Raw genomic sequence first — 14,128 nt, 5'->3', positions numbered from 1 at the left:
ATCCGTTGACGTATGTCTTTTTTTAGACTATAATAGACAGGAAGAAGGAAATTGTAAATGAAGGAAAGAGAATTTCGCCGAAATATGGCTGTTTTTCCTATCGGCAGTGTTATGAAATTGACCGATCTCTCGGCGCGTCAGATTCGTTATTATGAAGATCAAGAGTTGATCAAACCTGATCGAAACGAAGGGAACCGTCGCATGTATTCTTTGAATGACATGGATCGTCTACTTGAAATCAAAGATTATATCTCTGAAGGTCATAATATTGCTGCGATTAAGAAAAAATATGCTGAACGTGAAGCGAAGTCCAAGAAAGCCGTGAGTCAGACGGAAGTGCGTCGCGCACTTCACAATGAACTCCTCCAGCAGGGGCGCTTTGCTTCAGTACGGTCACCCTTTGGTCGCGGTTAGGCAATCGCAAGTAGTCATATATATTAAGGAGAAAACCCATGCCAATCACAGCTGCAGATATTCGTCGTGAAGTCAAGGAAAAAAATGTTACCTTTATCCGTCTCATGTTTTCAGATATTCTGGGAACCATGAAAAACGTCGAAATTCCTGCTACAGATGAACAGTTAGATAAGGTCTTGTCAAACAAAGCCATGTTTGATGGCTCTTCTATTGAAGGTTTTGTACGTATCAATGAGTCAGATATGTACTTGTACCCAGACTTGGATACATGGACAGTCTTCCCTTGGGGAGATGAAAATGGAAGTGTTGCAGGTTTGATCTGTGATGTCTATACAACAGAAGGCGAACCCTTTGCAGGTGACCCTCGTGGTAATCTGAAGCGTGCACTTCGTCATATGGAAGAAGTAGGATTCAAATCCTTCAACCTTGGTCCAGAACCAGAATTCTTCCTATTTAAGTTGGATGAAAATGGGGATCCAACACTTGAAGTAAATGACAAGGGTGGCTACTTTGATTTGGCCCCTACTGATCTTGCAGACAATACGCGTCGTGAAATCGTTAATGTCTTGACCAAAATGGGATTTGAAGTAGAAGCGAGTCACCACGAGGTTGCGGTTGGACAACATGAAATTGACTTCAAGTATGATGAAGTCCTCCGTGCCTGTGACAAGATTCAAATCTTTAAACTCGTTGTTAAAACCATTGCTCGCAAACATGGCCTTTACGCAACCTTTATGGCTAAACCGAAATTTGGTATCGCTGGATCAGGTATGCACTGTAATATGTCCTTGTTTGATGCAGAAGGAAACAATGCCTTCTTTGATCCAAATGATCCAAAAGGAATGCAGTTGTCAGAAACGGCCTACCATTTCCTTGGTGGTTTGATTAAACATGCTTACAACTATACTGCTATCATGAACCCAACAGTTAACTCATACAAACGTTTGGTTCCAGGTTATGAAGCGCCTGTTTACATTGCTTGGGCTGGTCGTAACCGTTCGCCACTTGTGCGCGTACCAGCTTCACGTGGTATGGGAACTCGTCTTGAGTTGCGTTCAGTGGACCCGATGGCAAACCCATACATCGCTATGGCAGTTCTATTGGAAGTTGGTTTGCATGGTATTGAAAACAAAATCGAAGCACCAGCTCCTATCGAAGAAAATATCTATATCATGACAGCGGAAGAGCGTAAGGAAGCTGGAATTACTGACCTTCCATCAACGCTTCACAACGCCTTGAAAGCCTTGACTGAGGATGAAGTGGTCAAGGCAGCCCTAGGTGAACACATCTACACGAGCTTCCTTGAAGCTAAACGTATCGAGTGGGCTAGCTATGCAACCTTTGTGTCACAATGGGAAGTTGATAATTATCTTGATTTGTATTAAGAACATAAAAAAGATTGTCTGATTGGGCAATCTTTTTTATTATTGCAAATTTTTAAATGTATTTCGTTGCTGTTTTTAGTATAGTTATTATATAGAAAAACAGAAAACAAGAAAGAGTGAATTATGCATTAAAAAGAAATAATATTCTGAAAATAATTAGAAAATAACGTCCAATCATTTTCATTATACCTATTTAATGCAGTAGTGTGGCGGGTTTAGCGTGGGAAAGAAAAAAGTTTACAATTTGACAACATATTTCTTGAAATACGAATTAGTAAATGATAAAATGTTTTTTGGAATGGATGAGTTTCGGAGAGTTTATAAATTATTTACTATATTATTTACTCAAGTTCTACTCGCCATATTTCATTAAAAAGGAAAGGAGATTCTATGCAAAAAGATAAGTGGTGGCTTCCGTTTTTAGCAGTGGGAGTCATCATCGGATTGTCGGTGGGTTTGATTTATTATACTAGACCCGCTAAGGACGGAGAAGTAGGGACTTCATCAGTTTCGCAATCAACTTCAAGTGCTGAGAACAATACTGCCTTGAGTCTAAAAGGTCAACAACTTCCAGAATTTAAAATGACTTCTCAAGACGGTAAATTGGTTGCTAGTTCAGAGCTGTATGATAAACCTATGTTAATTGTCGAATGGGCTAGTTGGTGTCCTCATTGTCAGAAACAACTACCCATTGTTCAGCAGATGTATGAAAAGTATGGTGAACAGATCAATTTTGTTTTACTGAATATGAACGAACCTGGTAAAGAAACAAAGGAGAGTGCTGATCGATACATTAAGGAAAAAGGATACACTTTCCCTTATTATTATGACGAAGATCAATCAGCGGCAGATCTATTACAGGTTCAGACCATACCAAGTATGTATTTTGTAACCAAGAAGCAAGAAGTAAAAAATGTATTGGTTAATCATTCCAATGCGGAAAGCTTTTCTAAAGAGTTGCAAACACTACTCAACTAACATATATCTACTATAGAAAAGGGGGAAGAAGAAATCACAATAGGATTTCAGAAATAGCAATGAGAGATTTCATTAAAAAGGTCTCCATATTGTTTATCATTTTATTCTTATCTGTTCCATTAGCCTTAATGGGACAGATACTTGGTAGCGCTGCAGCAAATGAAGGCGGTAGTACTATTGAAGTAGGTGGAAATACAAAGATAACACAAAATGGATGTTCCCGTAAAATTGAAAAAACGGAAAAAATTAGCTGGCGCCTGCCTAGAAAACCGGTGGATTTGGTAATCTTGCAGGATGCGAGTGGATCATTTAAGAACACTATTCCAAATGTCCAGAACGCTTTAAAAACTCTGACGACATTTGTGAAGGAAGAAGAGTATGATGAAAATAACCCACGTTTGGTTAAGACTGATAATCCAGATACATCAGACCGGGTTATGATGGCGACCTTCCAAGGTGCAGATGGATACAACTACTACTACAATAATGATTTTACAGGTCGTAAAGATGTTTATGGTAGTTGGGGACCTGACTATGATTACAAATACAAGGCAAGTAACTTGTCTTCTGATCAAAATGATATCCATCAATTCATTAATAATATTAAAGTAGCGGGAGGAACACCAACTGTTCCAGCTATTGACGATGTCATTGCTCAATATAATGAAAGAAAAGGGAATATGGCTAATGGTCGTAAAACTATCTTTCTTTTGATTACGGATGGTGTTGCCAATGGGAAACGTGACCCTGATGGTAAGGTTCGTCTAGAGTACAGTGACTATCGGAACAATATTCTTACACGTGCATGGAATTTTAATGAACTAACAGAGGCGTCTCAAAACGTTTTAGGGCGTGTGAAAGAGGTTAAGGAAGCATCTACAAGACTTAAAAATGTTGTTGGTTCTGAAGGAACAGTAGTAGTTGGTTTCTGGGAAGACGTAACAATCTTTGCGAATTCCAAAGCTCAGTACTATGACACATATAAAGAAGGTTATTCAAAATATTTTGATATAGGGGATAACCGAAGTGTCCAAGAGATTTTCCATGAAGCATTAGAGGGGATGGCTTCTCCAGCTAAAAATATCAATGGAAAAGATGTTTCCTTCTATGTTAATGAACAAAGCGATATCAATAAATTCTCAAGTCGAGTTCTAGAATCTGTTGGTGCTGCTCTGGTTAAAGAAGATATCAAAGGTGAGTTTGAAGTTACTCCAGGATATAAGGTAGATGCAGTTCGAATTAATGGTAAGAAGATTGTATCAAAGGTTACCGATTCGAAGAAAGAAATTCGTGGTAAGATTGTTCAAGAAGGAGACAAGGTTACAATCTCTGTTCCAGAGAGTGTCTTTAATCCAGGAAACAACAAGTTTGACTATGATTTGAGTAAGGAAGCACATGCTGAACAAGTTGATGAGGATGATGAGCAAGACCCTCCTGCAGACTACAAACCAGTTAAGGAGACAGTTCCAGTTCCTGAGCTGACTGGTAAATTTAAAGTTGGTGATTTTGCGACTGAAACAATCGGTGGTTCGAAAGAAACTGTAGAAGTTCAAAAACTTGAATACTGTTACCCAAGTGCCACCAAGAAAATTGCAGACCAAGATCAAAGCAATGATACTGGTACTATTGAAGATCCACTTCAATTGACTAAAAAACCAGCCTATGCGGCTAACTTGTCTGCCAAAGACGAAACATTTACTTATACAGTAGATTACAACTTCAACAACGTTCCTTATGAGTTTAAGCAAAACGTTATGTTGACAGACCCTCTTGACTATCGTTTAGAAGTTGTAGGTCATCATGCTTCTGGACCACAAGGTCAAATCTTGACTCGTGTAGTGAAACAAAATGACGATCTCGGAAACGAACGTGAAGTTGTTGTTGCTGATGTACCAAGTGTGAATGGTTATGAATACTTAGTGCTTCAAAAAGCTAAAATGACCATTACCGTTCGCTTGAAGGAGCAATATCGCAATAATCAAGCGAGCAAAGAATTCATGGCCCTTCTTCAGGATAATGATGGCTTCGGTTTGCTGAACCAGGGTAATATCATGTGGAATGGTGAGGATAATAATCCTGATCCAAGTAAACATGCTAAAACAGCTGACAAACCAAGTACCATTCGCCGTTCAAATCCAGTTTACGTGAAACCTCCAGTTGTAACAGAAATTACGAAGAAGGTTAATGACAAAGAACATGAAGATTTGAAGGCAGAAGAGGAACTCTTTGAGTACAAAGTGACTGTTCCATGGCCAGGCATTGCAGATACATTTAGCCTTACGGATACAGTTGTTTCAGAGTTGGAAGTTCAGGCAGATAGCTTGAATGTAAAACTTGGTGAAAAAGATAATACTGACTTGAAAACTGCTGCAAAAGTTGAAGGTCAAACTGTTTCACTGACTCTTGATAAAACTCAACTCGAAAAGATCTCACGTAAGGTAACGCGTCGTAAGACTAAAGATGTTCAATACCTAGAATTGACCTTCAAGGCTAAGATTCGTCCGGGTGCTGACCTTTCTAAATATAAGGAAGATGGTCAAATTAAAGTACCTAACACGGCAGATGTTGCCTTGAATGATATCAAGAAAACATCGAATAAAGTAACGGTTACACCACCAAAACCACAAGAACCTTCTATTGATAAGAAGATTAATGAGAACTTGGATAGCTTCCAAACGTTTGATGGGCAACCATACAACTACAACATTACAACAGCAGTACCAAGTGATGTTGCTAATTACAAGAAATTTGTGATTCGTGATACACTGGATGCTAATTTGGAACTTGCAGGAGACGTAAGTATTAAAGGTTCTGCAGCGGCCCTCTTTGATATCCACACCAATGGCCAAGAGATTACGGCAACGGTGAAGGATGGTCAGTTTGGTGAACTTGCAAAATACTCAACTGTTGAACTAGTCATTCCTGCAAAAGTTAAAAATGGTGTGACAGGCACAATCATTGAAAACAAGGCTTCTATTTCCTTTACAAATGAGAATAATGTAGAGAAAGAAGTTGAATCGAAACCTGTCACCGTAACGCCACCTCCTGTAACGAAGAAGATCAATGAAACTCTTGATCACTTAGATATCGCGACAGGTCAAGCGTATAACTACAACATTAAGACAAAACTTCCAACAGATATTACAGATTACAAGAAATTTGTGATTACAGATACACTTGAAGGAGATTTGTCAGTTATCAATGAAACTTCAAGCAAACCAGTTATCAAAGGAGCAGCTGCAGCCTTCTTCGATGTAACAGTTGAGGGTCAAACCGTGACTGCAACGATGAAGGACTTTGCGAACGCTACAGCTCTTGCTGGTCAAGAAGTGGAATTGATTATTCCGGCTAAGATCAATGATGGAGTGACTCGTATCAACATTCCAAATACTGCGAAGTTCAGCTTCACAGATAAGAACGATCATAGCGGAGAAAAAGAAACGAAACCTGTCACCGTAACCCCTCCATCAGAACCAGGTGTTGATAAGAAAATCAACGAAACACTGACAGAGGCAACAATCGGGGCAGAAACCGACTTTACTTATAATATCAAAGCGAAATTGCCAAATGATATTACAACGTACAAGTCCTTCGTTGTAACGGATACCTTGGATGAGAACTTGACTCCAGGTCAAGCTGAAATCAAGGGAGCGGCAGCGAAATTCTTCGATGTAACAGTTCAAGGTCAAACCGTGACTGCAACGATGAAAGATTTTGCGAATGCGGGTGACTACGGTAACCAAGAAGTAGAGCTCGTGATTCATGCCAAAGTGAAGAAAGGCTCAACTGTTCCATCTATTGAGAACAAAGCTAAGATTACTTACACCAACAAGAATGACCAACAAGGTGAGAAAGAAACCAAGCCAGTCACTGTTACTCCACCGCCAATCACTAAGAAGGTGAATGGTCAGGAACACGCAGATCTTGGTAAGTTATCAGAAATCTTTACTTATACGATTGACTCAACGGTTCCACATGTGGCAGATAGCTTCACTATTTCAGATGATATCGTCAAAGAATTGGCATTTGAAGGAGAAGCAACGGTCACTGTTGATGGCCAAGCTGTTCAAGACCTCACTGTAACAACAGAAGGTCAACGTTTGACGGTCACATTTGGTAAAGAGCAAGTGAAACAATATGCTGGTAAAGCTGTACAAGTTTCATTTAAGGCTAAGGTGAAGGAAGGCATTACCTTTGATGCACTCTTAGCAGCTTATCCAAATGAATCAAAAGACAAGCCGGTAGTACCAAATACTGCTAGCTACATCATTAATGATAATCCTGATTCTAAGAAAGAATCAAAACCAGTTACCGTTACACCACCACCAACCACTACTCCAGAGCTTAAGAAGGAAGTAAACAGAGCAGAACGTTATGATCTTGTAAAACGTAATGAAGAATTTACTTATACTTTGAAAACAACAATGCCTGCCAGCGCAACTGTGTTTGAGATGACAGACGAGTTGAAAGAAGTTCTAGAATTTGTCGGTGAGAATGCTTCAGCTACTGTTAAACTTGATGGTGAGGATGCAGGATCGAAGGCGACAGTGACACTTTCTGGTCAAGTCATCAAAGTTGCCTTTACAGAAGCTTCTGTAAAAGCAGATGCCGGTAAGTCAATTGAAGTGAATTTCAAGGCTAAGATTAGAGATAATGCCAACTTATCAGCTTATGTGAATAAAGATGGTAAGACAGAGATTCCGAATAAGGCTTCTTATGATATTGATCATAATCCAAAATACCACAAGGACTCTAATGAAGTCCCAGTAACGCCACCAACACCAGACGAGCCAGAAATCAAGAAAGATGTGAACGGCAAGGCAGAAGCAACCCTCGCAAAACGTGATGAAGTCTTCACCTATAATGTGAAAACAAGTGTAGCGCAAGATGCGACAGCCTTCAGCGTAACCGATAAGATCGAAGATGTTCTTGAGTTCGCAGGAACTTCAAGTGCAACCTTGAATGGTCAAGCTCTTGATGCTAGCCAAATCAAAGTAGAAGGTCAAACCATCACCTTGACGCTTACAGAAGAACAAGTGAAAGCCAATGGCGGTCAAGCCGTTGAATTAACATTCGACGCCAAGATCAAAGCTGGCGCGAACTTGTCCGCATATGTGAAGGAAGACGGCCGTACACAGATTCCGAATAAGGCTTCTTATGACGCAAGCTTCCCACACAGACCAAGTGTGCACAAGGACTCTAACGAAGTTCCAGTAACGCCACCAACACCAGACGAGCCAGAAATCAAGAAAGATGTGAACGGCAAGGCAGAAGAAACCCTCGCAAAACGTGATGAAGTCTTCACTTACAACGTGAAAACGACAGTAGCGCAAGATGCGACAGCCTTCAGCGTAACCGATAAGATCGAAGATGTTCTTGAGTTCGCAGGAACTTCAAGTGCTAAATTGAATGGTCAAGCTCTTGATGCAAGTCAAATCAAGGTAGAAGGTCAAACGATTACCTTGACCCTTACAGAAGAACAAGTGAAAGCAAGTGGCGGTCAAGCAGTTGAATTAACATTTGACGCCAAGATCAAAGCTGGCGCAAACTTGTCCGCATATGTGAAGGAAGACGGCCGTACACAGATTCCGAATAAGGCTTCTTATGACGCAAGCTTCCCACACAAACCAGGTGTGCACAAGGATTCGAACGAAGTCCCAGTAACACCACCAACACCAGACGAACCAGAAATCAAGAAAGATGTGAATGCTAAAACTGAGGAAATCCTCGCTGATCGTGACCAAATTTTCACTTACAACGTGAAAACAAGTGTCCCAACAGATGTATCCTCCTTCAGTGTAAGTGATACACTTGAGTCTGTTCTTGATTATGCAGGTTCAGCAAGTGCGACCTTGAATGGTCAAGCTCTTGATGCTAGCCAAATCAAGGTAGAAGGTCAAACGATTACCTTGACCCTTACAGAAGAACAAGTAAAAGCCAATGGCGGTCAAGCAGTTGAATTGAGCTTCACTGCGAAGATTAAAGCGGGAGCTGATTTGACTCCATATCTAACAGATCGTGGATTCACTGTTCCAAATACAGCTTCTTATGACGCGAAGTTCCCACACAAACCAGGGCTACACAAAGATTCGAATAAAGTTCCGGTAATCGTTCCAAAAGAACCAGAACCAGAAATTTCTAAGAAGATTAATCGTACCTTGGACCACTTGGATGTCGAATACGATGCACCTTACATGTACAATGTCAATACAGCTTTACCAAAAGATATTGATAAGTACAAAGAGTTCACCGTAACAGATACACTTGAATCTGTTTTGGCAATCGCTGATACACCAGTAGCCTATGTGGACGGTCGTGATGCAAATGGAGCTCTTGAAACAAGTGTTGAAGGAAATACTGTCACTGTAAAAGTGAAAGATTTCGCTCGACTAAAAGGCTTCAAAGAGATTCAATTGTACATCCCAGCTAAACTCAAAGCGAATAGCGATTTGAAAGCTTATAAGGACCAATTGGTACCAAACAAAGCAACTGTCAACTTCAAGGATGCCAATGGTCAATCTGGCAGCAAGGAATCAAAACCGGTAACGGTGAAACCACGTGACCCAGAAAAACCAACAGATCCAACACCAGGTGAACCAGTTAAGTCTGTTGGGCCAGAAGATGGATCTAAACCTGATAAAAAATACCACTTGCCAAACGCTTTAGATACCTTCCGCTTCGATATCACTACTCCGGTTCCAACGGATCCAGTGGATGAAAATGGAAATGCCAAGAAAGATCGATATGGTCGTCTTGTCAAGACAGATTTGACGAACTTCACGATCAGTGATGAAATCCATTCAGTTTTGAAAGTCAATAAAGACCGCATCGCTCTTAAAGTTGAAAATGCTCAGTTTGACAAGCTCAAAGCAGCTCTTCAAGCCCAAGTTGAACAGGCAGAGAAGGAACTGAAAGCTTTGACAGGTAAGTCAACTGATGAGACCTCAACAGAGAATAACAAGAAGGAAGACCTAAAAGCGGCGGAAGCTAAAGTGGCTGAATTGAAAGCGAAGTTGGAAGCAGCTAAGGCAGCGCAACCAGCTAAACCAGCTGAAGTGGAAACGCCGGCTACTCCAGCTACATCTGATTCTTCTGCAACAGAAGATAAGAAACCTGCTGACACCGAAACAAGTCAAAATCTTGCAAGCCTAGAGGCAGAGTTGAAAGCAGCTGAAGAAAACTTGGCTAAGCTTCAAGCACCAGCGGAGAAAGAAGCAGAATTAGTACCAGCTGATAAGAAACAACAACAAGAGAAACTTGAAAATGAAATCAAGAACCTAAAAGAAGCTCAAACTAAGCTTCAAGCAGCTATTGATAAATTGAGTAAGGTTTCAAATGATCGTAGTGAATTAGTAGGTAAAGAGTTGGAAGCAATTGCCACTATTACTTACGATGAATCTCAAAACATTGTAACTCTTGAAATCAGCGATAAGGATGTTCTCGAAGCCTTGAAGGGAAGTAAAGTAACTCTCGTTCTTTATACCAACTTCAGAGAAGGAACAGATTTTGCACAATTCGCGACAGGTGTACCAAATACGGCAAAAGTAAGCTTTAACGATAAATCAAAAACTACCAACAAGGTTGTGGTGACACCACCGGTTCCGGTAACGCCACCAGCTCCAAATATCCCACCAGCAGAGGGGGATATTCCGAAAAAACCAACAGAACCAGGTAAAACATTGCCAAATACAGGTTCTGAAGTTTCTACAGTTCTTGAAGTAGTTGCAGCTCTTGCTGCAGGACTTGCAGGGCTTCTAGTTTGGAAGCGTAAAGCTGAACGTTAGTACCATATAGTAAGAGGAGAGTAGAAAAATTTACTCTTCTCCTTACTGTATATTGAAAGTGTTAAGGAAAGAATAATGAGTAGAAAAAAATTATTAAAGTTAGGGATTTCAATACTTGCTTTAAACGCTCTTGGAGTAGCAACTTATCATGTAGCTCCAGATTTATATCAAATTCCAACAGTGCATGCAGAAGAAACACCAGCGGAAGATGAAGAAATTCCAGATGGCCAAGAGCGAAGTATTGCAAATACTTTCAAAAGAATGCTTGATAGTATAGAATCTTCAATTAAGGATTTTACAAATAGTCCAGATGAGGGGAATAAAGAACTCCTAGAGGGTGATGTAGAAGAAGCAAAGAATTTTTTTGAGACTGCAAAGAAGGCAATGAAGAGTCCAGAAGGTCAAAAAAGTTTTGCGGCGCTTGAAGCTCGCTACAATTCTTTAAAAGCTAAGGCTGAAGCGCTTCTCTCGGGGGGAGATTTAAAAGAAGAACATCAAGAAGTCACAACTACTGAGGAGATTCCTTACCCATCTCGTACAGAAAACAATGCAGACCTCGCCGAAGGTACTCGAAAGGTAAAACAAGCGGGAGAAAAAGGTCAGAAGAAAGTTGTTTGGGATGTTACTTTGGTAAATGGCGTTGAGAAAAAACGTGATAGAAAGAGCCAAACGGTAATTAAAGAACCAGTAGAAGAAATCATCGAAGTTGGAACTAAGAAAACAGGTGTAGAAACCAAAGAAACAGTGACTGTAGAGGAAAAAGTTGCTTTCAAAGAAGAAACGAAAGTAGACCCAGCACTGGATAAAGGTAAAACACGTGTTGAAGAAGGTGAAGAAGGTATCGATGAAGTCACTTATGAAGTGACAAAAGTGGATGGTGTTGAAAAGTCTCGTAAAGAAGTTTCACGCAAGACTAAGAAAGCTGCAAAAAACAAGATTACCTATACCGGTGGGAAAGCTGTTGTAACGACTAAGGAAGAGACTAAGACAGAAGAAGTTGCTTTCCAAACTAAGGAAGTAACAAATCCAAATCTTCCAGAAGGCAGTCGTCAAGTGAAGACAGCTGGTAAGAAGGGTGTTCGCACCATTGTTGAAACAGTGACTTACACAGACGGCGTTGAAACAGGTCGCGAGGTGAAATCAAACACAATCACCACTCCAGCAGTAGATGAAGTTGTCGAAGTTGGAACTAAGAAAGTAGTAGCCCCAGTTGTAACGACTAAGGAAGAAACGAAGACAGAAGAAGTTGCTTTCCAAGTCAAAGAAGTGCAGAACGCAGACCTTCCAGAAGGCAGTCGTCAAGTGAAAGCTGCTGGTAAGAAGGGTGTTCGCACCATTGTTTATACAGTGACTTACACAGATGGCGTTGAAACAGGTCGTGTTGAGAAATCAAACACAATCACTACTCCAGCAGTAGATGAGATTGTTGAAGTTGGAACTAAGAAAGTAGCTTCTACAACAACCAACGGTAATAAGAATGATACTGCAACAACAGGGAACCAATCTGGAAGCACTAAGAAAGAAGAAACTGCAAGCCAAGATAAGAAAGTTCTACCAAGCACAGGTACAGCTTCTACCAGTCTTCTTTCAATGATTGGTTTATTTATCGCCGGTCTAGTCGGCTTTGTCGTTCGTAAGAAAGACTAAGGCTCTCTAATTGTACAAAAGCATCTTTGTACGAGAAATACTAAAAAGAACCCAGAATTTATTCTTGGGTTCTTTTTTATAAAAAATTAAATATATTAATGTTTATGTGTAGCTTGAGTACGTTATGAAACTCATGGAGTGATAATAGGTTCAACAATAAAACAGCTATTTACATAGTGTAAACGCCTGTTCTGAAACTTTGATATTTTAATTATTCTCACCAAAAATTGACAATCTGGAAATACAAAATAATAAATTTTTATCTATAATCTACTTTTAATTGCCCTTTTTTTGTGTTAAAATGAGATGAATATTTCTTTTGAAATGATTAAACAATCATTTTTAGTTTTGGAGGTACATTATGAAATGGAAATATCGCATGAGAATGCCTTTTTCTACTATTTTCAGTAGAAAAAAACAGGCTTTTCTCGGACTAGTCGTTTTACTTTTTTCTATTTTTCTTATTCCGCTTCAATCTTATGCGGCTTTAGAAGAAATAAAAAACGGAACGGATATCTCAACCTTGGATATTCGTAAGTTTAATTTGAACATCAACAATTTTAGTGTTTTATCTAAATCACAGGCTGTTGATCAGTTTCATTTATCGAATCCCCACTATGAATATCTCTGGGGTGGTGCCTATCCAGGCGAGATGGAGAACTTTACTCTTAAAGTAGATAAAAGTAAAAAACAGGATCAAGTTTTTGAAAATCCTCTTTCTCTAAAATTCACAAATATTGGGACAGTTAATGGTAAGCAAGTAGATGCTTACTTAAAATTCAATAAGGTAACTCTTCACTATCTAAACACTGCTCAGGCAGAATCTGAGATGAATAGTGCTCAAAAATCTACTGTTGAATTTTTCTCTATTTCAGAATTGTGGGAAAATAATGCTTTTGAAATTGGGAATGTTCCCTATGTAGATGCAGCTCATGACTACATTATGAATAAGGCTTTTTGGCTTGATGCGGATGTAACAGCAGAGTTGCGTTATGCAGATGGTTCCGAGACAGATTTGAAGTTGGTTATGAAGCCAACAGACATCGATGCAATGGATGCCAACAACTTGAAGGAAACCTTCTATGTTAAGGATTATCAAAATGATGTTAATCTTCGTTTGATGAATAATGCCAATGTCTTAAGACAGGAAGATCAAGGAGATCGAACTGCTTGGGTAGCAACTCAGATTACAAGCGGTAGCTATTCTGAGAACAATATCTCTGGTTTTGCCCTTCGATCAAATAGTAATAGTATGAATTTTGGTTACTCATCAACAGAGGTTGCTTCGGCCGTCTTTGGTCTTTATATTGAAAAAATTGATCCGAGCCCTGTTCTAGCAGTGGATCCTACAGAGATTCCAGCTAAGGAAGGACAAGATGTAACCTATAAAGCTACGTTTAAAGTTCCGGTTCCAGGTAAGGACATTTTAGCAACGCCTTCATCTATCGAAATGGTTCAGAAATTTGATGAGCGCCTTAATTATCAAGGACTTAAAGTGGAATCAGGTGGAGTGACTTTACAGGAAGGGCGTGATTATACTATTGAAAAGAATGGTCAAACTGTTACTGTTAAAATGACACCTGAATACATAAAAGCAAATTCTTCTGCTGAAATTATTGTAACTTATAATACTACTACAAACAAAAAAGTAGAAGAAAAAGGTTCTGGAAAGATTGACAATACTGTAACATTGCATGTTGATAATTTATCAGCTCCTTCTAATCAGGTAAGCACGGCCCTCCTTTATGAAAAACATCATGAGTTTGTGAGTGGAACCCCAGGCAAAGAACTTCCACAAGAAGTGAAAGACCTGCTTCCAGCAACAGAAAAGAACTTGTCTAATGGTACTCAAGTAACGCCAACACAACCAAGCCAAACAGAAGTGAAGACGGCAGAGGGTACATGGAGCTTTAAGTCTTA

6 protein-coding genes are annotated in these 14,128 nt (G+C 39.7%); all 6 read left to right on the top strand.

The window, feature by feature from the left end; genetic code table 11:
- Positions 1-57 precede the first annotated feature (57 nt).
- On the top strand, positions 58-414 hold the full coding sequence (gene glnR, locus O3655_RS05750) for a transcriptional repressor GlnR (protein WP_000664333.1): 357 nt from the start codon (positions 58-60) through the stop codon (positions 412-414).
- Between the two features lie 38 nt (positions 415-452).
- The gene (glnA, locus tag O3655_RS05745; protein WP_001122885.1) at positions 453-1,799 is read left to right on the top strand and encodes a type I glutamate--ammonia ligase; all 1,347 of its coding nucleotides are present in this window, start codon (positions 453-455) and stop codon (positions 1,797-1,799) included.
- 390 nt (positions 1,800-2,189) lie between these two features.
- On the top strand, positions 2,190-2,777 hold the full coding sequence (locus O3655_RS05740) for a TlpA disulfide reductase family protein (protein WP_070683911.1): 588 nt from the start codon (positions 2,190-2,192) through the stop codon (positions 2,775-2,777).
- A 59-nt stretch (positions 2,778-2,836) separates the two neighbouring features.
- A complete protein-coding gene (locus O3655_RS05735; protein WP_371641228.1) occupies positions 2,837-10,561 on the top strand; it encodes an isopeptide-forming domain-containing fimbrial protein in 7,725 nt (2,574 codons plus the stop codon).
- A gap of 75 nt (positions 10,562-10,636) precedes the next feature.
- The gene (locus O3655_RS05730; protein ID WP_371641227.1) at positions 10,637-12,208 is read left to right on the top strand and encodes a G5 domain-containing protein; all 1,572 of its coding nucleotides are present in this window, start codon (positions 10,637-10,639) and stop codon (positions 12,206-12,208) included.
- A gap of 361 nt (positions 12,209-12,569) precedes the next feature.
- A partial coding sequence (locus O3655_RS05725; protein WP_371641226.1) for an Sgo0707 family adhesin occupies positions 12,570-14,128 on the top strand: 1,559 nt, incomplete at its 3' end.

This window comes from Streptococcus sp. 27098_8_70 (assembly GCF_041432215.1).
Classification (GTDB): Bacteria; Bacillota; Bacilli; order Lactobacillales; family Streptococcaceae; genus Streptococcus; species Streptococcus oralis_CP.
This window is presented reverse-complemented; position numbering and strand designations above follow the sequence as displayed.